The organism is Pedobacter sp. (genome assembly GCF_040513095.1).
Lineage (GTDB): Bacteria > Bacteroidota > Bacteroidia > Sphingobacteriales > Sphingobacteriaceae > Pedobacter.
In genome coordinates this window covers 1-19,783 of record NZ_JBEVDX010000174.1, presented here as the reverse complement: position 1 = coordinate 19,783, position 19,783 = coordinate 1, and the positions used below count along the sequence as shown (strand labels likewise).

The following is a 19,783-nucleotide window of genomic DNA, read 5'->3' as shown; positions in this document are numbered from 1 at the left end:
ATTAACTGATTAAAATTCAAGAAAACGACCAATGTTCGCCTGAACGTGGTCGTTTTTTTTATGTTCTCCCCTATTGAGTTGTATCGCCCTGACGATTACACCGTTTCTTTCGAGCAGGAGTTCTTCGTAAAAACCTTTGTAGTAAACATCCTTCACTTCATAACGCTTACTGTTCCAGCCGCTTTTCAGTTCGACCCATTCCGGATAAAAAACAACAGATGTTTTTGTTGCAGCAATTCCAAGTTTTACCGCATCAGCTGCAGTAAGTACTACTGCGTTGCCTAGTAACTGAGCAGTATAGATATGTGAAGGATGGTTATAAACATGAGCCGGCTCACCTTCCTGGATCAGCTGCCCGTCTTTGATCAGTAACAACTGATTGCCCAGGAACAAGCCATCTGCCGGGTCATGTGATACAATGATCACTGTAACACCTGTTTCTGCAGCTATACGCTTAATATCGGCCCGCAATTGATTCTTTAGTAAGGCGTCTACCTGACTGAAAGGTTCATCCAGTAATAAGAGACTGGTATCAGTAACAAGCGCCCTTGCTATTGCAACCCGCTGCTGCTCGCCACCACTCAACTCTGTGATCTTTTTATTTCTCAGGTGTTCAATGTGCAGGTGCTGCATCATTTTTTCTGTCTTTTCCTGTTTGGATTTCACATCCGTATTGGAAAGAACGGAAGCTATATTGTCATATACTTTCGCATAGATATTGAGGGAGAAATCCTGGGTAACGATTTTCATCTCCTTGTGGCCGGGGATCAGCTGTTCATTGGGGCCTAAAACCCTTTTGCTGTTAAACAACACTTCGCCTTCATCCACCTGCAGCAAACCAAATATAGATTTTAACAAAGTAGATTTCCCGCTGCCGCTTTCACCGATGACCGCAACGATATGTCCCCGTTTGATCGTAAAGCTGATATTTCTGATCCCTGATAATTGTTCAGTTTTATACTGTTTGCTTAAGTTATTTACGCTGATAATATTTTCGTCCACATCGTAAAGATACATTTCAACCGCAAATATTTGGTGCAAAGCAGGTAAAATGAAAAGATTTGACATAAAAAAACCTCAGAGCCCTTGAGCTATGAGGTCGGTTTCATTGGCGTGTGTGATTAATTCAGACCAAAGGTGACACCAAAGGCTATATTTTTCAACCCGGCCTGAGGAACACTGTCAAACATATCGTTAAAATAATATTTGGTAAATAATCCTATGCCCCCATATCCAAGACGTACCGTACCGCCAACACGTACCGGCTGAAAATCATAATCATCCCTGAACTTTTCTTTGCCACGTTCATCGCTGATCTGTTTTACTTTTCCATTGAGCAAGAAGCTTACTTCAGGGCCAAATACGAAATAGAACCTTTTTCCATTATGATTTTCTTTCGAGCGCAGCTCAAAGTTTAGTGGAAAGTGTACATAGCTACTTGAAAACCTATTCTTGCTGAAGTCTACAGGCTCTTCGATATAGCTCAGGTCTGGTGTATTCTGCTGGATCGTAATGTTATTCTTCAACCTGATTAAAGTCCAGTCGAACCCACCTGCGATATACATTTTAAAGTTAGGATTGAATCGGTAGCCAAAATATAAAACATCAAAAGAGAAAGTACTGGTCTTTGCACCTTTGTAATCCAGGAATTTATTTTCGGGAGAGAGTGAGAAACTTCCGTTATCGATCAGGCGCGAAAATCCAATATCAATACGTGTAAAAGTGATTCCACCCATAAAACGACCCTTATGCGCTTTTCTCACTTTAACGCTGTCCTCATGATCACCAAATGAAAGATCCATTTTATATTTCCAGTTTCTTACAGATTTTGTACCAGCTGTTCTGGTGGTTTTGGTTGTGTCCTGAGCACTTGTGTCCTGAGCTTTGATTGCGGTCATTCCGCTGAACAGTAAAATGGTTAATAAGAGCTTCTTCATCTTTGGTTTATATTTTATTTATGCTTCTTCGTATTAAATCTGATAATGCCTATGTTCAGTGCAACCAGAGATGAATTGTCATCCTCAGTTTTAAACTGAATAATTTTTTCATCACTCTTGTCAACTTTATCCACAACATAATTGATCAGGTCACCCATATTTCTGATTCCCCTGTTTGCTGTTCTGTTTTCGTTTTCGTTCATCACTCCATCCCCAGTGGCAGGTCCTTCAGCGTTATTGGCTAAAACAATATCCCCTGATAATGGCAGAGACAGTTTTTGCTGCTTTATAGTAACCTCTCTGGCATAAAGATGAGCATTCAGTGCCAAAGGTTGCAAGTCTGCCAAATCTTTTTTTGAATCAGTTGATTCTTTAGCGGATTCACTTAATACATCCGGAGACTGAACCTTTTTTTCAACTGCAACAGCTGTTAATGCTGAAAACCGCTTTGAATGCTGCAAATTTTTGACCGCTGAGCCATGCGAATGGGAAGATATAGTTGATTGAACAGCAGGAACAGCGACTGCAACTGCTGGCTTCGTTTTCACAACTGCCATCCTATGACTACGCTCACTGTGATCTGCGTTACTTATGAAAAAGCCAACTGACAGGGCAACAATTCCGATGGCAGCAGCCAGCCAGTAAACGGGAAAAATACGCCTGGGCTTAACTATGAGCTGTGTTTCAATTTTATCCCATAAATGAGCCGGGGCTTCGATCTCCGCCTCGTCAAACCTGTCCCTGAAAGACTGGTCAAATTCATTATCCTGTATGTGTTGCATAATTGATGCCCTCCATTTTAATGATCTCCTCTTTCAAAATTGCCCTTGCGCGCGACAATTGCGATTTGCTGGCACCTTCAGAAATTCCCAGTGCTGCGGCAATTTCTTTATGTGAATACCCCTCAATAATATACATATTGAAGACGATGCGGTAGCCATCAGCAAGCTTTTGAATCAGTCCCAAAAGATCCTGCATACCTAATCTGCTGAAGTCAAAACCAGCCGAAGGCTGTTCATATCCATCTTCAATAGGTACAATATTTAAATTCCTTAAATTTTTGCGGTAACTCTCTATTGCAGAATTTACCATTACCTTCCTCATCCATCCTTCAAATGATCCATCACCACGGTATTCGCTGATTTTCTGAAAGATCCTGATATAACCGACCTGTAAAACATCTTCTGCTTCCATCCTGTCCCGGGCATATCGCATACAAACTGCGAGCAATTTTGATGAGGTCTGCCTGTACAGCAGTTCCTGCATCTTCCTGTCGCCGGCTTTGCAGCCTTCCAGTAAATCATTTATCGTGTTTGATGGCGTCAACTTCATGATTCGTTAGTTATATATCAGATGACTGAACTATACTAAAGGTTGCACGCCGGTAAAAATATTTATTGTTACCAGTATTCCGAAAAGTTTATTGCTTGATCTTAAACAACTTAAAGTCTTGTTTGTAGGTTAGGAAAAATGAGCCCTGGAACTGAAGCTGCTCTGTTCTGGATGTTCCCAGGTCGACATGTGGTTCTACGCGTACATCAAGGTACAGATGAGGCAATAGTTCATGCTGATATGCATATCTGAGCAGTAAGATACTGCGGTTGCTCTCTTTGTGGCCGGCATCGTATAAAGTGCTGGATACAGATTCATATAAAGGCATCCCCTTTATAGTTTGGAAGTTGTTTCCTTTCCAGTAAGATGCTACTAAACTACCCCATTTGGTATTGGCCCCGGCGTTGAACCATAATCCATAACCACCCTGGAAAGCCTGTATTTTTGTAGGGGAAAAATCTTTGTAACCGACTATATAGTTGTCAGTAAAGATCTCCTGTACGTTTCCGCCAATTTCTTTGTGAAGTTTTAAGCCGGTTGCCCCATTACCCATTGTAAGCAGTGGTACCGACTTTAAAGTATCGATCTGCCCGCCTTTATGATAAACCAGGAACTGGAAAGGAAGGCTCAATTTCCAGCCATTGTTTTGGAACAATGTACGTTCGGCAGTTAATCCGCCTATAATCTGTTCTTTAACCGGAGAGGGTGTGTATATCTGTTTCTGCCAGGCAATCCAGGCATCCAGTTTCCATTTTTCCTTTTCAATAATCAGTTGTGTACCATACTGGATCGGATCAGTGATCTGACGTTCAAAGTCCCACAATTGTTCAATATACCCATGATGGATACCACCTTCAAGACTACCGAAAATTAAGGAAAGGTCTTTTTTATGATATTTTAAAGCGAACAATGGTTTGGAATCATGAACCCCGTTATCCCCAAAATCCTTACGGATATATGCACCCGCAACTATCGCCAGGTTGGGATGCGCATAATAAACCAGTTCGGGCTGAAGCTGTGTACCATACAATGTATAGCCGTCATGAAACTGGTTGGAATATTCATAATCCCGCACATAGTTAAAATTGTAGAAGTTGAAATGTACCTCGCCAACAGCATTACTGTCTGGCCGGATCCTGTTTTCTATAGCAGCGCTGTTGAATTGCGCCTTACTGAACTGGTATCCCGAAAATATGAAGATTAAAACAAGTAAAATTCTTTTCATCTGATTATTCAATTTCTTTTTTCTTCCTGTAGTTCTTGTATAGTTTCACTGCGATCATCAGTACCATAGCAAATATGACCAGGCCTGCTAAACCATATAACCAGTCGATGGCACTTTTGAGCACCACAGTAAATACTATAGCAACCAGCAATATAGTAGCGAGCTCATTCCACAAACGCAATTGAGTGGAACTCAGCTTAAAGATACCCTGCTCCATACGTTTCATGATACGCTGACACAGGAAGTGATAAATCAGCAGGAAAAGCACAAAAGTAAGTTTGACGTGCAGCCAGGGCGCGTAAAGCAATCCCGGGCGGGTAGCGATCATAGACAGCCCTGCCAGTACAGTGAGTACCATCGCCGGCACGGTGATGATATACCAGAGCTTCTTCTCCATGATGACGAATTGCTTCTGGAGAATATCACGCTCAAGTTCAGGGCGGCTATTGGCCTCAGTATGATAGATAAACAAACGGACAATATAAAACAACCCTGCCATCCAGCACACCACAAAAATGATATGCAACGCAAGAATGTAGAGATAATATTGATCCATAAGTTTAAAAAGAGACTACCGACAAAATTAGTTAATCCTTGTCTTTAATAGCGAAACTCTTTTATCACTTCAATGGCATATTTTACATTGTCAAATGGAATGTCGGGCATGATACCATGTCCAAGATTAAAGATAAACCCGTTTTCGCCACGCATTCTTTCGAACAACTGCAGAATGGTTTTTTTAATTACAGTTTTGTCTGCATACAGGATAAAAGGATCAAGATTTCCCTGAACAGCAATTCCTGAAGGTAAAATCTGTTTGATATTCAGCAGGTCAGCATTCCAGTCTACCGAGATCACATCAGGCTGTGCGGTAGCCATCATTGGGGCAAATACAGAACTTCCTTTACAGAACGAGATCACAGGGATATCTTTTCTGTTCAGGTTAGCGATAATTTCTTTGATATAGCTGTGTGAAAATTCGGCATAATCATTCCAGGATAAAGCCATAGCCCAGCTGTCGAAGATCTGTATAGCATTAACACCAGCAGCAATCTGAAGGTTCAGATAGGCAGCTGTTACTTTTGCAATCTTAGCAAGGAGTGCATGTGCAATCTCCGGGTGATTGTGCATCAGCAGTTTTGTTTTTTTGAAATCTTTAGTTGATTCTCCTTCTACAAGATAACTCATTACAGTAAAAGGTGCACCTGCAAAACCAATCAATGGGATGCTTCCGTTTAAGCGTTGCTGGATAACTTTGATTGCATCTGCTACATATTCCAGTTTGTCCAGGCAATCCACGTCCAGGTTTTCTACATCCTGCATACTGCGCACAGGATTTGCAAAGCGCGGACCTACACCCTGAGTAAAGCTCAGGTCACCACCCATTGCCTCTGCTGTAACGAGGATATCGCAAAACAGGATAGCGGCATCAATACCCAACAAATCAACAGGCAACATCGTTACATCAGCTGCAATTTCTGGTGTTTTACACATTTCAAGGAAAGAATATTTGTTTTTAATCTCCCAGTATTCTGGCATAAAACGACCGGCCTGACGCATCATCCAAACTGGTGGACGTTCTGTTTGCTTTGACCATGCTGCATCTAAAAATAAAGTGTTCATCTGTTGTTGTTTGTTAAACTGTTTGTTTGAGGCTTTTCGCCTCTTTTATAATCTTATTGATAATTTCGTTCGTACGTTCCGTGCCCGCAAGTTCTTTTGCCTTTTCTGCATAAGCTAGAGCCCTGACACTGTCTTTTTTACGCAGTGCAAGATTAGCCAGATGGATCAGAATAAAAGATTTATCGTTTTTAGATCCTAATGGAAAACGACTGGAAATCTGAAAATGGTATTCAGCGGCCTGATAATCTTCATTTTTAAGAGAAATGTTCCCCATCATGAATTCATAATAGCCCCGCCTGTTTCTTGCCAGTCTGTCCGGATTTGGTACTTCTTTTAAAAGTTTAAGTGCTTTTTCGTAATCGCCTGCCTTAAAATATTTGGAGGCCATTAATATGGAACTGCTTTTAAAATGGCTCCACAGCACAAACGCAAACATTACCCCGGCAACGGCTGCCATCTGGTTTTCATCATAAAAAAGGCATACCCCTGCTGCGATGACAAAGATTGCCATCAGGGCATACCTGCCTGCTGCGTTAAACATTAGTTATGGATATCCGTGAATTTATAACCTACACCCCTGATCGAATGAAAATATACCGGATTTTTTTGGTCAGGCTCAAAGTATTTACGGAAGGTAAGGATGAAGTTATCAATCGTACGTGTAGAAGGATAAACATCATAATTCCATACGGTTTCCAGGATCTGCTCCCTGGATACGGCCTCATTCTTTCTTTCGATCAGCAGTTTAAGCAGCATCGTTTCCTTTTTAGTCAGGGGAACGATCACACCATCATCCTGTTTCAGTTCAAAAGAATTGAAATAGATAGTTTTTTCACCGATTTTGTAAGAGTTTAATTCTTTCAGGTCATCAGATTTCATGCTGCGTTTTACCAGGATACCAACCCTAAGGATCAGTTCTTCCAGGTTAAACGGTTTCACCAGGTAATCATCGGCACCTTTTTTGAGTCCCATCACACGGTCTTCGCTGGTATTCTTGGCGGTCAGAAATAAGATTGGCACCTCTGTATTTTCCAAACGTATGGTTTCACACACCTGGAAACCATCCATTTCAGGAAGCATCACATCCAGGATGATCAGGTTAAAACGTTCTTCTTTAAATATTTTGAGCGCGGTTTTACCATCTTTTACGGCATGGACTTTATATCCTTCCAGCTCAAGATTCAATTTTATGGCATCTAATAAATGGTCTTCATCTTCGACCAGTAAAATTCTTAATTTCTGTTGCATAATGATCAACTAAATGTGATTTCAAAAATTGTACCCTGCGGCACATTGTCTTTAACACTGATGTCTGCATCGTGTCTTTGCAAAACTTCCTTCACAATAAACAGGCCTAATCCTGTTCCTTTCGCCTTCCTTGTATTTTCTTCACCTACACGGTAAAACTTATCAAATATGAGCATTTTTTCCGCATCCGGAATACCTGGCCCTGTATCAGATACCCTTAAAAAGGGATGTCCGTTCTGCATCTCCAGTTCCACACTTACCTCTGCACATGGACCCGAATACTTCACTGCATTCTCAACCAGATTGGTCACTACTGATGAAAGCGTAAACGGATCGCCCGTAATTTTCACCTTAGGCTCAATTGAAGGGTTAATAATCTGCTCACATCCGCAGGAATGCACCTGTAACCTGTCTGTAATCTTACTCACCAGCTCAGAGAAATCAAACTCTTCCTGAGGGAAAGAGTAAGAGCGGTTCTCAATCTTTGTTGCCAGCAGCATATTTTCTACCAGGTCGTCCAGCCGTTCGATATCCTTCAGTGAATTATTCAGCAGGGAAGTCTGGCGGGCTTTGTCAAGATCACGCTTGATGATGGTCTGCAAAGACAATTTAATGGCAGCTAAAGGCGACTTCAGTTCATGAGTAACAGATAAAAGGAAGTTTTGTTGCTGTTCGCGCAATTTATCTTCTTTTTTAATCGACTGGTGCAGGAAATATGCCCCTACGCAAAGCAGAAACAGGAAGACAGAGCCTTCACCCATAACCATGGCCATTCTGGAAGGCTGGAGTTTAACGACAAGCGTTCCCCAGGAAATCAACTGTACCAGTGAGTACAGCAACATGAAATAGAATATGATGATTGATTTCTTCAAAGCTTTGATTGAACTGTTTAAATATAGTGTTAATTTACTTATTCCTAAAAACAATATCGAGGGCTTCAAGGATTGCCCTTTTCGCTTTCTCCAGTTCGATCTTGCTGTGTGCTGCAGATACAAATCCAACCTCATATCCCGATGGGCCAAGGTAGATTCCCCTGTTCAGCAGCTCACGGTGCATCACTTTGAATTTCTCCATGCTTGCTGGATCAATATCATCTGCACACTGGATTTTATCCTTATCCGTAAAAGCGAACCAGAAGATCGATCCGATATTAAATACCTTAAACTTATAACTTCTTGCAGTAGCAAAACGCTGTATGCTTTCTACAAATTCCGCAGCTTTATTGTTCAGTTCCTTATAAAAACCAGAGCGGAGCAGTTCGGTTAGCTGGGCAATACCCGCAGCCATAGCCACAGGATTACCAGATAAAGTGCCTGCCTGGTATACGCCTCCGTCAGGAGAAATATGCCCCATAATTTCAGCAGAAGCACCATACATACCTACGGGTAAACCGCCACCAAGGATCTTTCCATAGGTAACGATATCCGGTTTGGCACCATAATAACCTGCTGCACCTTCAAACCCCAGCCTGAAACCTGTAATTACCTCATCAAAGATGAGCAGCGTACCGTTGTCTTTACAGATCTTCTGCAGGAACTCAATATATTCCGCATCCTGGATCAGTAAACCGTTGTTGGCAGGAACGCCCTCAATGATCACCGCCGCAATCTGATCTTTAAACTGACCGAATGCCTGGGTTAAAGCTTCTTTGTCATTCAAAGGAACAACAATAGTTTCTTCGGCAAAGGATTTGGGAACACCTAAAGATGATGTTTCGCCAAAGGTCACAAGACCAGAACCTGCTTTTACGAGCAGTGAATCACTGTGGCCATGGTAACAGCCTTCAAACTTCAGGATTTTATCCCGCCTGGTGTATCCCCTTGCCAAACGGATAGCAGACATCACCGCCTCAGTACCTGAACTGGTAAAGCGGATCTTTTCTACATGTTTATTATTTTTGATAATGAGTTCAGCGAGTTCATTTTCCAGCGCAGTAGGCGCACCGAAACTCATACCGTTCTGCATTACTTCAGTAACTTTCTCTCTTACTTTCTGTGGATTGTGCCCCAGGATCAATGGGCCCCAGCTGCCACAGAAATCTATAAACTGGTTGCCATCGGCATCCCATACAAAACATCCGTCCCCTTTTTGGATAAACAGTGGTGTTCCGTAAACAGATTTAAAAGCCCTTACAGGTGAATTTACCCCACCCGGGAAATATGTTTTTGCCTTTTCATAAAGCTCTGCTGATTTCGCCCTTGAGATATCAGGTTTGCTGCCCGGGTTAGCCGGCAGGTCTTCTTCATTACCGGAGAACATTTTTTTTATTGACTCTAACATATTATATCCAGTTGTTTTCTACCATATCCCTGATATGATACGTTGTGATAATACTTGCTCCTGCACGCGCAAAGGCATACATTGTTTCCATAACTACCTTTTGCTCATCAATCCAGCCTCTTTCAGCTGCGGCTTTCACCATTGCATATTCACCTGATACATTGTAACAGGCAATTGGCAGATTAGCGTGCTGCTTAAGGTTATGCATGATATCAAGATAAGCCAGTGCCGGTTTCACCATCAGCACATCAGCACCCTGGTTTTCGTCGAGCAAAGCCTCTCTCAGTGCTTCATTTGGATTTCTGAAATCCATCTGGTATGCTTTCCTGTCGCCTTTACTTGGTGCGCAGTCGGCCGCCTCCCTGAACGGGCCATAGTAGGCAGAAGCAAACTTGGTGGCATGCGACATAATCGCTGTATTTACAAATTTATTCTGATCCAGTAACTCCCTGATCGCAGCGATACGCCCGTCCATCATATCTGAGGGGGCCAGCATATCTGCTCCGGCTTCTGCATGGGCAAGACCCATTTTTGCAATCAGCTCTACAGTTTCATCATTCTGCACATAATCGTCTTTCATGATACCGCAATGGCCATGTGTAGTATATGAACAAACACATACATCAGTAACAACGTACAGATCCTCACCGAATTGTTTCTTCAGTTCACGAACAGCTGAAGGCACCAGGGAATGATCATGGTATGCACTGTGTGCATCTTCACTCTTTTCATCACCCACACCAAACAGCATGATTTTATTTACCCCCAGTTCAAGACCTTTCTCTACATCACTGATCAGGGTATCCTGCGAAAAATGATTGACGCCGGGCATTGAATCGATCGCATGTTTTACCCCCTTACCAGGTACCACAAAGTATGGATACATAAACATGTCTTTTGACAGCCTTGTTTCGGCCATCATTTCTCTAACCACTGGGTTCTTTCTTAATCTACGCGGACGGTGCAACATAATCAACCTCTCTTTTTTTTTATTTTATATCAATTCCGAAGACAGCTTCGGCAAGGCCGATTTCATCAGGAGAATACGGAAGGGCATACTGCACGCCCATTTCGTCAAATTTCTTTCCTGTGGAATTTCCGATTGCGATTACCTTTTGTCCGGGCTCCAGCAGATTATCTACAAAGTAGGCCTCTACGTTGGAGGGACTGGTAAAGATCAGGATATCGGCATGCGTCTGGTCGATGTCTTCTTCTATTACGGTTTCATAAATAGGCAGGTCCACAACTTTGGTGTCTGCCGACAGTGATTTCTGGATAGTGAGCAACGAGTCCTGTGCACGCGGAAAAAGTACGGTAGCTCCTTTAACCAGCGGAGAAAACACTTCCGCCACTTCGGTAATATCACCAGTCTCGCCTACAAAATCAGCCAGGTGGCCAAACTTACGCAGTGCATCTTCAGAGCCTCTGCCTACCACACCAAATTTCACGTGTTTTGGTAATGTGGGTTTCAGGTTAAAGAAGTACTCCACACCGTTACGGCTGCTGAAGAATATCCAGTCGATATGTTTCAGGTAAAACGGATCCAGCACATTTACAATTGGAAAAGTGCGGATCAGCGATCTGCCTTCAATTTCAATATTATTTTTTTCTAAAGCCCTTCTGAAATAACTGTGCTCACCGATCTCGCGTGAGATAAAAACTTTTGCGGGCAGTTTTCTTTCGGTATTAAATTTAGCAACGATCTTTTCTGCCAGTCCTTCCAGGCTATCCACCCTTAAGAACAGGCGGTCAGGAAAATCATCACCGGAATTTGCTTTGGAAGTCCAGATTTCATACTGCTCGTCTTCCTTTCTGCAATAGCAGCCCAGCGGCATATGACAGCCCCCTTCAAAAAGGTTCAGCACCTTACGCTCTACGGCGATAGCAGCAGCAACATCAGCATCGTTTATTTTCTGCAGTAATTCGAATAATTCCTGGTCATCTTCCCTGATCTGGATGGCCAGCACACCCTGTGCAGGTGCAGGAACCAGTTCAGTAGGGTCGATCACTTCCATATGAAATTCTGTAAGATCCAGGTTCAAACGGGCCACACCAGCTTTTGCGATCATGATTGCATCATAGTTCTCGTCCCTTAATTTCTGGATACGCGTATTGATATTTCCGCGGAGATCTTCAATGTTCAAATCGGTACGCATCGCCAGCAATTGTGCCTTGCGCCTGTTTGATGAAGTACCTACCTGGGCACCTGTCTTTAACGAAAGCTTTTGGGTAACATCCACGCAGTCCTTTAAAATCAGCAACAGTTCTGAGGGGTCTTCACGTTCAGATACTGCCGCAATGATCAGACCGGCAGGATGGGTAGTGGGTAAATCTTTATGTGAATGTACGGCAATATCAATCGTACCGTTTAACAATCCTTCTTCGAGTTCTTTTGTAAAGAAGCCTTTTCCTTCGAGCTTATCCAGCCTGAGGTTAAGAATTTTGTCACCCTGTGTTTTAATGATTTTAAGTTCAGATTCAACGCCGATCTCAGCAAGTTTGTCTTTTGTGAAATTGGCCTGCCATAAAGCCAGGTCGCTTCCCCTGGTACCGATAATAAGTTTTTTCATCAGAGTATATAGATTTTTAACGGTGATGAAGCTTGCATAAGCCTGTTAGTTGATAAGTTTTTGATGTTAGCCAATGTAGGTATCACGTAATTAGATTTGCGCAAATTTAACCTAAAAGATTTATAGAGTTAAATAATAAACGAATAATGTATTTACAGTGACTTATCTAAGGGAAACTAGCTGTTGTTCACCAGGATCTCTTTTGCCATGACCATCGGTACGCTGATGTATTTCTTCTCCATGTAATCCATTACACGTTCCAGTACCAGTCTGGAGTTTTCATCCAGTGTATTGATTTCTTCGGCAAAAACGATGTCAAGCGCCTTTGTTTTGATGGCTTTGATCTTTTGGGGAACCTCGCTCATAGCAATTTCTATCTTGCGCTGGCGAAGATCAAGGTCAAATTCTTTGATGTTCTGATCGATGATCTGTTCCGCACTTACCAGTTCGTCGTAACGCTCCTGGATATTTTTGCGGGCAATTTCTTTTAAGGATTCTACCTCGATATAATGGACAGGGAAGTTCCTGATCACTGATGGGGCAACATCGTTGGGAATGGCCAGATCGACAATTACTTTTTTACCGGTATCTCCATTCAGCAGTTTACGGTAGATCTCTTCAGTGATGATTGGTTCAGTAGCTCCCGTGCAGGTGATGATCACATCAAAGCCGCCGGTAAAGTTTTCCAGTTCAGAAAGCGGGTAAGCGATACCGTTTAGGTCTTTCGCCAGGCTTTCTGCATTCTCTACCGTTCTGTTGAAGATAGAAAAATTAGAATATTTATGTTTTTTGAGATATTGAGCAAGGTTTTTATTGGTCTCTCCTGCGCCGATGATCAGTAACCTTGAGTTGGCAGTGATCGTTAAGTCGCGCAGTTTGCGGTAAGCCAGGGAAACTACAGATACCGGGTTTTTAGAGATATTGGTATGGGTATATACTTCTTTTGCTGTTTTCACTACGCGGTTCATGATCATCCGCATATAGTCTGCAGTAAATCCTGAAACCCGGCATGCTTCATACGCTCTCCGCACCTGGGCAAGTATTTCTTTTTCACCCACCACCAGGCTTTCCAGAGAGCAGGAAGTACGCAGCAAATGGTTAAAGGCTTCTACCTGTTCATATACAGAAACGTTCTCTATGAACTTATCCATATACTCCTCTGGCAGTCCCATATTAAGTACAGTCAGAAAGCGTAAAATGAATTCACGGTCCAGTTCGCGGTTGGTCGTAAAAACAAACTCTACACGATTACAGGTACCAATGTAAAAGACTTCTTTGACATCCAGTTCCTTTTGAATATTCTTTAGTCTGTCATCCAGTGTCTGCTCGCATATTACCAGTTTGCCTAATGATTTAAGGTCAATCTGTTTGTGTGTGAAAGCAAGTATCTTTAAATATTCCAAGGTGTGCTCGAGTTATTTTTTTAGTGCGAACAAAAGTAACAAGACGACTAGTATGGTCTGTCATTATGCTGTAATTAAGACTAATTTAGAAAGATTTTAAATTGAGGGAAATATACACTAAACAAGGAGCGTTATAGTTTGTTATTGCAAGTATAACATACACAGAAGCAGATATGATAAAGAAAGAGCAGTTTATTTTGTCGGGCGCCGGAGACAAGATGATCGCCGGAGATGTTACATATGACGAAAATCATACAAATCAACCCAGCATCATATTCGTTCACGGGTTTAAGGGGTTCAAAGACTGGGGCACTCATAACCTTGTTGCAGAGTCGTTTGCAAAAGAAGGTTACCGTTATGTGAAGTTTAATCTGAGCCATAGCGGCGTTACTCTGGAGTCACCAAACGACGTGACCGATCTGGATGCTTTTGCGGCCAATACAACCAGTATGGAACTGCAAGATCTTGATACTGCAATAAATTATGTAGCACACACTTACCCACTGGAACCGATTTATCTGATCGGCCACAGCAAGGGCGGCGGACTCGTAATCCTGAAGGGTGCAGCCGATGAAAGGATAAAAAAAATAATTACCTGGTCTTCTATTGCGGATTTCAGTTCTCTCTGGAAAAAGGAACAGGAAGAGGAATGGCTAAAGACAGGACGTATTTACGTGGAAAATGCGCGTACCAAAGAAAAGATGCCTTTAAACAGTACCTTGCTGCAAGACTTTAATGCACATAAGGATGAGTTTGACATTCTGCAAGCTGCTTCTTTTATTAAAATACCCTGGTTAATCCTGCATGGGGATGACGATATCAACGTACCCTTCAGCGTTGCACAGCAACTGGCCCAGGTACAGGTCAAAGCAAAACTGCAAAAAATACAGGGAGCAAATCATGTATACGGTGCTTCACACCCTTATACAGCAGCAGAACTCCCTCAGCATTTGCAGGAAGTTTTTGATAAAACGCTGGCTTTTGTCAGGGAAGAATAAGCTTACTTTACTTCCGTCCAGTTGCCGTCTTCTTTGATCAGATCAATCAGGGCGTCCAGTGCAAAAGCTGCGCTGAGGTTCTTTTTCACCACTTCCTTACTCCGGTATAGTGTGATCTTATCCGGGCCGGCACCAACATAGCCATAATCGGCATCTGCCATTTCACCGGGTCCGTTTACTATACAGCCCATAATAGCGATCTTGATCCCTTTCAAATGGTCAGTTCTCGAACGGATCAGCTGTGTTGTCTCCTGCAGGTCGAACAGCGTTCTTCCGCAACTCGGACAGGAGATATATTCTGCCTTGGAGATCCTGGTTCTGGTAGCCTGCAGAATAATAAAACTAACGGCATTCACTGTTGACAGCGCAATATCTGCTGGCGCGTCTATCCAGACACCGTCTCCAAATCCATCAGTAAGCAAAGCACCCAGGTCTGTCGCGGCATACAGCGTTGTATCATCAGCATTGGTATCATTATATGATCTTTTGATGATCACCGGCAACTGAATATCTGCTTTAAGCAGTGCAATAAAAAAGGCCCGTTGTTCTGCCATGCCATGCTCAGCAGAAGTTTCCAGCACAATTACAGCTGTATGATCCAAAGATTGCAGTAAATCAATAGTATAAGCAGCTGCATTAACACTCACCAGATTCAGAAGCGGATCTTTAACTGCTGTAGAAGCGTATTGTTCAAGTTTCAGCAGTGGATGGCAATTGGTTTTGTCTTTCAGTCCGAGCCATGTTCCATAGTTATAGATCTGGCGTAAATTTCCCGGAAATGAAAAAGAGGGCAAAGCATCACCCAGATAAACAAGGTCACATGCCTGATCGGCCATATTGTATTTATCCAGTACAGCACTATACTGATACCCTGCTTCCATCAAAAAGTAAGGGTCCTTTAAATTTTTCGAAGAAACATCCAGCATAACTACCGGATGGTGATGTCCCCCGATGTGCTGTACAGCTTGTGTAAGCCTTCGGTTATAAACATATGGACTGTAAGGAAGATCCTTAATGCTGATTTTCTCGTTTTCAAATACAGAGTTCAGAGTGTCTGCTCCAGCGACTCCGCGTTTTGAATAGCGGTCGGCCAGGGCCTTAGCTACAGGAGCCTCAAATTCCGGATCTTCGGTAAGTGAAACCCTGATAGTATCTCCCAGTCCATCTTCCAGCAATGTACCAATCCCTACGGCTGATTTGATCCTGCCGTCATCTCCATCTCCTGCTTCGGTAACCCCAAGGTGCAGCGGATAGTTCATCCCTTCCTTCACCATTGTTTCTACCAGCAGGCGGTAAGCCTGCACCATTACCTGTGTGTTACTGGCTTTCATAGAAATCACCAGGTTATAATAGTTCATATCCTCGCACATCCTGATGAATTCCATAGCAGATTCTACCATTCCGCGCGGGGTATCACCATACTGGCTCATGATCCTGTCAGACAGGGAGCCATGATTGGTACCGATACGCATTGCCGTACCATACTCTTTACAGATTTTTACCAGGGGTGAAAATTTCTTGTATATGCGTTCCAGTTCAGCCTGGTAAGCCAGCTGGGTATATTCTATGTTTTCAAAGCGTTTTTTATCAGCATAATTGCCGGGATTGATCCTTACTTTTTCTACTATACGGGCAGCGGATTCAGCTGCGTTGGGCGTAAAATGTATATCGGCAACCAGGGGGACGTTGTACCCGCGGTAACGGAGTTCCTTTTTGATCAGGGCCAGGTTTTCTGCCTCTTTCATACTTGGAGCGGTGACGCGCACATACTCACAGCCGGATTCGACCATTCTGATGGTTTGCTCAACTGTTCCAAGGGTATCCATGGTATCAGTAGTAGTCATCGACTGGATCCTGATGGGGTTTACGCCACCCATAGGAATATCCCCGATATAAACTTCACGTGTTAAGAACCTCGAATACTGGTTTAAATTTTCGCAATATCCTCCGGCTAAATCCTTTTGTACTGATACGTTTTCCATGCAATGCAAAGATAAAGATTAAATCAATCGATCTTTAATAACTAAAGTATTTGCTGCAATATCATGCCAACATTGTTGCTTTTTATTGAGAAAACTATAGAGATACCCAAAAAACAGGGGAAGGACGGAAAGCAGCTTTGCTATATTTCTTATTACTGCAGTGGCAAAACTGATCTTCCGGCCTTTCAGATCGGTTACCTTAATATTCAGCAGGCGTTTTCCGATTGTTCCCTGACCGGCAGCACACTCCGCAGCAACACCATATATAAACTTGAATACCGGAAGCAGGGGTAACATCAGTATACCTGCGGTGATCCTTTCCTCTTTTCCTTCAATGAAAACAAAAGCAAACAGCAGCAGAAAAATATAAACAAGTAATAATATAAAATAGTCGATCACCGAAGCCAGCAGGCGCTGGTCAAAGGAAGCAAAATACTGCGGCGCGGTGTGCTCATAGCTGAAACCAAAAAGCGCACGGAGTTCGGGGAACTCGTGCGCTTCTTTATAATCATCCATACCAGGTTTTCTCAGAAATGTTCCCGGCAGGATATTCATCTTTCTGATGCTGTCCAAATCATAGGGCCCTTCAGGCTTACCATTGACAACAACCGTATATTCATTATTTTCCAGGTCTTTCAAGGGTATTAATATCTGTTGACCTCAAAATTACTCAATCCGCCATCAAGATTGATAAAAATCTTTTTTGCTGAGGTTTTGTAATTGGCAGTTTCATAATTACCGTTGTCTATTTTAATGAAGCCTGTAAAATCTTTGGCCGACAGGCCGGTTTTAGTTTTGATCCTGCATCCGGAGGCTTCGGGAATATTGATCTTCACGTCGGCAACACCAGTTTTCACTGTCACATCAGTAATTGGCAGCAGCTCTCCTACTTTAAGATCTATCGATGCCGCGCCGCCATCAAACCTGAAGCTTCTCAGTCTGTATGCTGCCATGTCCAGATCAACTTCTCCAGCACCCATATTCATGTTGATGTTCCATTCAGGTTTCTTGTTCAATTTCAGGTCTACGTCGTTCCCACCATCGCCAAGTGACCATTTGTTTTGCTTGTTCTTCATTTTGAACGTCAGGGTTGTCACAGAATCTGAGCTTTCCCTTTGCAGGATAAAATTGCCATATCTGCGTTCTACTTCAGCCTGGATCAGACTGTCCGACTCGCCGCTCAGTTTAAATGAAGTACCTCCTCCGGAAATGTTCAGTACTGTCTTTTTTGCACTGTCTGTAAGCATCAAAGGCTGTGCGAAAGATAATTTATCTGCCGTACCACCATCCTTATCATCGTCAATATCTATATCCAGATCTTTGGTAAACTTATCCCCTATCCAGAATTTGTTGGCAGGAGGCTGCTGTCCTTTGTAAAACACTACACATAACATCAGTACAAGTACTCCAAGGCAGATCATATTTCCTACCTGCGATTTATTACGGTTGAAAAGAATATTTACACCTGAGATGATCAGGAACACCGGCCAGAAACTCCATACGTTTCTCCAGTAAAATTCGATTACATTGAAATTCTCCAACAACAGGACTATACCTACAAACAGCAGTATAATACCCCACATTACTCTATTTAATTTCATTTTGGTAAGTTTATGTTTTCAATGGTAAAGATGGAGCCTTCGGGTTCATCTTTGTAAGTTTAATTTTTATCAGAACTGGTCTTTTGGTTCGTCTTTGGGAAGATCCTGACTGAAGTCCGCAGGCTTTTTCTCTGTGAAATCTGCGGGCGCTGTGTAAGCTGTATTCTCCTCTGTTTTTTTCATAGCTTCATCCTGCTCGCGTTTCCATTCTTCCCAGCTGTTTTTCCGTTTGGATTTCAGGATAAAACTCAGTCCTATCGCTACAAATACCAGTGGCCATAATTTACCAAGCCTGAACCAGTATGGAATAATATCAAATTCATTCATCAGGAAATATAACCCTATGACCAGCAGAAACAACCCGCCCACAGTTCTGCCCGTACCATTATTTTTTGGCAGTGTTTTAAAATCTACCGGATTCTGCCATCCTGCGCCTGCGCCTGTTTTTGTTTCAGTGGCATTTTCGCTGGTAAAGGGATTTGGCTGTCCGAATGGTGGAACATTAAATCCTGATGGTGGTGTCTGCTGTTTAAAAAAATCATTAAACTTAGAAAACTTTGCCGCAGGATCATTATTTACCGGTACTACAATCCACATTACCAGATATACAAGTATTCCTGTACCTACCAGAAAGATAGTCGACAAGACAAACAGTAACCTGATAATTGTTACGTCTACCTCCATATATGCTGCTAATCCCGATGAAACGCCGGCAATTACTTTGTCGTGTTCGTTTCTTAATAATCTGTTTTCCATAACTCTCTCTCCTATATTAGGCCTTAAAATTTAACGGCTTTAAAATAATCTCTTCAACATTCACTCCGCTGCTTAAGTTCAGTATTGTGTACAAAGCGTCTGCGATGTCTTCAGGCTTTACAAAACTGTCTGCCGGGATGGCTGTCCCTTCCCATGACGGAGTAAGTGTTTCACCTGGCAAAATCGCCGTTACTTTAACGTTGTATCTGGATAACTCTTGCCGTAATACATTATTAAGACTGAGCAATGCTGATTTAGTTACAGCATAACTGCCCCCATTTTCTTTAATTTCTTTACTTGAAACCGAACAAATACTGAAGATGTGCCCGTATTGTTGTTCAGACATCATTTTACCGAAATATTTAGCCAGATAATAGGGTGCATTCAGGTTCAGGAACAGCTGTTCTTCAAAAGATTTATCCTCTTCATTGAGTACAGAACCCGGAATAAATACTCCCGCATTGTTTACCAGAACGTCAATCTTATCAAATGTCGTTCCCACTTCTGCGGCAAAGCGGTAAACCTCATCTTTTACGCTCAGATCTGCAGTCCAGCAAAACACTTTTACCCCTGTATAAGCCAGATCCCCGGCAAGAACTGCAAGATCAATATTACTTCTTGCGCATACCGCAATGTTATATCCGGCCTCAGCAAGTTTGACTGCTATAGCCCTGCCTATCCCCTTCGTTGCACCCGTTACAATTGCATTCATAACCCTAAATAGCAGAATATTTTTAAGAAATAAAGAAAGCCACAACAATTTTTATTGTTTCTTTGTAGTATTATAGTAATTATACCTTAGCTAATATCTCAGCGGATGAACTTCAC

Annotated in this window: 20 protein-coding genes; 1 reads left to right on the top strand and 19 read right to left on the bottom strand. The window is 42.5% G+C overall.

Features of this window, described 5'->3' with window-relative positions; genetic code table 11:
• Window positions 1-9: 9 nt before the first annotated feature.
• The 14 genes from ABWY16_RS19335 to hemA all read right to left on the bottom strand — a co-directional run bounded on the left by ABWY16_RS19335 (window position 10) and on the right by hemA (window position 13,618).
• Window positions 10-1,017: an ABC transporter ATP-binding protein gene (locus ABWY16_RS19335; RefSeq protein WP_353906309.1), complete on the bottom strand. Its 1,008-nt coding sequence runs from the start codon at window positions 1,015-1,017 to the stop codon at window positions 10-12.
• Between the two features lie 104 nt (window positions 1,018-1,121).
• Complete coding sequence (locus ABWY16_RS19330) at window positions 1,122-1,937, bottom strand: outer membrane beta-barrel protein (RefSeq protein WP_353906308.1); 816 nt, start codon at window positions 1,935-1,937, stop codon at window positions 1,122-1,124.
• A gap of 14 nt (window positions 1,938-1,951) precedes the next feature.
• On the bottom strand, window positions 1,952-2,719 hold the full coding sequence (locus ABWY16_RS19325; RefSeq protein ID WP_353906307.1) for a hypothetical protein: 768 nt from the start codon (window positions 2,717-2,719) through the stop codon (window positions 1,952-1,954).
• Window positions 2,700-3,269 (bottom strand): RNA polymerase sigma factor, encoded by a 570-nt coding sequence (locus tag ABWY16_RS19320; RefSeq protein ID WP_353906306.1) that lies wholly within the window; start codon window positions 3,267-3,269, stop codon window positions 2,700-2,702. Before ABWY16_RS19320 ends, ABWY16_RS19325 begins: the two co-directional genes overlap by 20 nt.
• A gap of 88 nt (window positions 3,270-3,357) precedes the next feature.
• Window positions 3,358-4,494, bottom strand: coding sequence for a lipid A deacylase (locus ABWY16_RS19315; protein WP_353906305.1), 1,137 nt, complete (start codon window positions 4,492-4,494; stop codon window positions 3,358-3,360).
• Between the two features lie 4 nt (window positions 4,495-4,498).
• Entirely contained in the window at window positions 4,499-5,050 is a 552-nt protein-coding gene (gene hemJ / locus ABWY16_RS19310; RefSeq protein WP_353906304.1) for a protoporphyrinogen oxidase HemJ, read from the bottom strand.
• Window positions 5,051-5,094: 44 nt separating this feature from the next.
• Window positions 5,095-6,117: a uroporphyrinogen decarboxylase gene (gene hemE, locus ABWY16_RS19305; protein WP_353906303.1), complete on the bottom strand. Its 1,023-nt coding sequence runs from the start codon at window positions 6,115-6,117 to the stop codon at window positions 5,095-5,097.
• Between the two features lie 13 nt (window positions 6,118-6,130).
• Window positions 6,131-6,658: a hypothetical protein gene (locus tag ABWY16_RS19300; protein WP_353906302.1), complete on the bottom strand. Its 528-nt coding sequence runs from the start codon at window positions 6,656-6,658 to the stop codon at window positions 6,131-6,133.
• A complete protein-coding gene (locus ABWY16_RS19295) occupies window positions 6,658-7,365 on the bottom strand; it encodes a response regulator transcription factor (protein ID WP_041887337.1) in 708 nt (235 codons plus the stop codon). Before ABWY16_RS19295 ends, ABWY16_RS19300 begins: the two co-directional genes overlap by 1 nt.
• Before the next feature lie 5 nt (window positions 7,366-7,370).
• Window positions 7,371-8,237 (bottom strand): sensor histidine kinase, encoded by an 867-nt coding sequence (locus ABWY16_RS19290; protein WP_353906301.1) that lies wholly within the window; start codon window positions 8,235-8,237, stop codon window positions 7,371-7,373.
• Between the two features lie 34 nt (window positions 8,238-8,271).
• Window positions 8,272-9,645, bottom strand: coding sequence for a glutamate-1-semialdehyde 2,1-aminomutase (hemL, locus tag ABWY16_RS19285; protein WP_353906300.1), 1,374 nt, complete (start codon window positions 9,643-9,645; stop codon window positions 8,272-8,274).
• 1 nt (window position 9,646) lies between these two features.
• Window positions 9,647-10,615, bottom strand: coding sequence for a porphobilinogen synthase (hemB, locus tag ABWY16_RS19280; protein WP_353906299.1), 969 nt, complete (start codon window positions 10,613-10,615; stop codon window positions 9,647-9,649).
• 19 nt (window positions 10,616-10,634) lie between these two features.
• Window positions 10,635-12,215 carry a hydroxymethylbilane synthase gene (gene hemC / locus ABWY16_RS19275; RefSeq protein ID WP_353906298.1) on the bottom strand — a complete coding sequence of 527 codons (1,581 nt, stop codon included), beginning with the start codon at window positions 12,213-12,215 and terminating at the stop codon, window positions 10,635-10,637.
• A 176-nt stretch (window positions 12,216-12,391) separates the two neighbouring features.
• Window positions 12,392-13,618 (bottom strand): glutamyl-tRNA reductase, encoded by a 1,227-nt coding sequence (hemA, locus tag ABWY16_RS19270; protein WP_353906297.1) that lies wholly within the window; start codon window positions 13,616-13,618, stop codon window positions 12,392-12,394.
• A 173-nt stretch (window positions 13,619-13,791) separates the two neighbouring features.
• Between hemA and ABWY16_RS19265 the strand changes: the two genes are divergently transcribed.
• Window positions 13,792-14,616: an alpha/beta hydrolase family protein gene (locus ABWY16_RS19265; protein ID WP_353906296.1), complete on the top strand. Its 825-nt coding sequence runs from the start codon at window positions 13,792-13,794 to the stop codon at window positions 14,614-14,616.
• Between the two features lie 2 nt (window positions 14,617-14,618).
• On the opposite strand, the gene ispG is transcribed toward ABWY16_RS19265, so the two are convergent.
• The 5 genes from ispG to ABWY16_RS19240 all read right to left on the bottom strand — a co-directional run bounded on the left by ispG (window position 14,619) and on the right by ABWY16_RS19240 (window position 19,667).
• On the bottom strand, window positions 14,619-16,598 hold the full coding sequence (gene ispG, locus ABWY16_RS19260) for a (E)-4-hydroxy-3-methylbut-2-enyl-diphosphate synthase (protein WP_353906295.1): 1,980 nt from the start codon (window positions 16,596-16,598) through the stop codon (window positions 14,619-14,621).
• Window positions 16,599-16,616: 18 nt separating this feature from the next.
• Window positions 16,617-17,237: an RDD family protein gene (locus ABWY16_RS19255; RefSeq protein ID WP_353906294.1), complete on the bottom strand. Its 621-nt coding sequence runs from the start codon at window positions 17,235-17,237 to the stop codon at window positions 16,617-16,619.
• Window positions 17,238-17,242: 5 nt separating this feature from the next.
• Complete coding sequence (locus ABWY16_RS19250; RefSeq protein WP_353906293.1) at window positions 17,243-18,199, bottom strand: toast rack family protein; 957 nt, start codon at window positions 18,197-18,199, stop codon at window positions 17,243-17,245.
• A 69-nt stretch (window positions 18,200-18,268) separates the two neighbouring features.
• Complete coding sequence (locus ABWY16_RS19245; RefSeq protein ID WP_353906292.1) at window positions 18,269-18,955, bottom strand: PspC domain-containing protein; 687 nt, start codon at window positions 18,953-18,955, stop codon at window positions 18,269-18,271.
• Between the two features lie 16 nt (window positions 18,956-18,971).
• Window positions 18,972-19,667 carry an SDR family oxidoreductase gene (locus tag ABWY16_RS19240; protein ID WP_353906291.1) on the bottom strand — a complete coding sequence of 232 codons (696 nt, stop codon included), beginning with the start codon at window positions 19,665-19,667 and terminating at the stop codon, window positions 18,972-18,974.
• Between the last annotated feature and the right edge of the window lie 116 nt (window positions 19,668-19,783).

Bases quoted from the DNA above. Each gene is read 5' to 3' on its own strand.
- ABWY16_RS19335 (WP_353906309.1), bottom strand. From the start codon at position 1,017: ATGTATCTTTACGATGTGGACGAAAATATTATCAGCGTAAATAACTTA.
- ABWY16_RS19330 (WP_353906308.1), bottom strand. From the start codon at position 1,937: ATGAAGAAGCTCTTATTAACCATTTTACTGTTCAGCGGAATGACCGCA.
- ABWY16_RS19325 (WP_353906307.1), bottom strand. From the start codon at position 2,719: ATGCAACACATACAGGATAATGAATTTGACCAGTCTTTCAGGGACAGG.
- ABWY16_RS19320 (WP_353906306.1), bottom strand. From the start codon at position 3,269: ATGAAGTTGACGCCATCAAACACGATAAATGATTTACTGGAAGGCTGC.
- ABWY16_RS19315 (WP_353906305.1), bottom strand. From the start codon at position 4,494: ATGAAAAGAATTTTACTTGTTTTAATCTTCATATTTTCGGGATACCAG.
- hemJ (WP_353906304.1), bottom strand. From the start codon at position 5,050: ATGGATCAATATTATCTCTACATTCTTGCGTTGCATATCATTTTTGTG.
- hemE (WP_353906303.1), bottom strand. From the start codon at position 6,117: ATGAACACTTTATTTTTAGATGCAGCATGGTCAAAGCAAACAGAACGT.
- ABWY16_RS19300 (WP_353906302.1), bottom strand. From the start codon at position 6,658: ATGTTTAACGCAGCAGGCAGGTATGCCCTGATGGCAATCTTTGTCATC.
- ABWY16_RS19295 (WP_041887337.1), bottom strand. From the start codon at position 7,365: ATGCAACAGAAATTAAGAATTTTACTGGTCGAAGATGAAGACCATTTA.
- hemL (WP_353906300.1), bottom strand. From the start codon at position 9,645: ATGTTAGAGTCAATAAAAAAAATGTTCTCCGGTAATGAAGAAGACCTG.
- hemB (WP_353906299.1), bottom strand. From the start codon at position 10,615: ATGTTGCACCGTCCGCGTAGATTAAGAAAGAACCCAGTGGTTAGAGAA.
- hemC (WP_353906298.1), bottom strand. From the start codon at position 12,215: ATGAAAAAACTTATTATCGGTACCAGGGGAAGCGACCTGGCTTTATGG.
- ABWY16_RS19265 (WP_353906296.1), top strand. From the start codon at position 13,792: ATGATAAAGAAAGAGCAGTTTATTTTGTCGGGCGCCGGAGACAAGATG.
- ispG (WP_353906295.1), bottom strand. From the start codon at position 16,598: ATGGAAAACGTATCAGTACAAAAGGATTTAGCCGGAGGATATTGCGAA.
- ABWY16_RS19250 (WP_353906293.1), bottom strand. From the start codon at position 18,199: ATGAAATTAAATAGAGTAATGTGGGGTATTATACTGCTGTTTGTAGGT.
- ABWY16_RS19245 (WP_353906292.1), bottom strand. From the start codon at position 18,955: ATGGAAAACAGATTATTAAGAAACGAACACGACAAAGTAATTGCCGGC.
- ABWY16_RS19240 (WP_353906291.1), bottom strand. From the start codon at position 19,667: ATGAATGCAATTGTAACGGGTGCAACGAAGGGGATAGGCAGGGCTATA.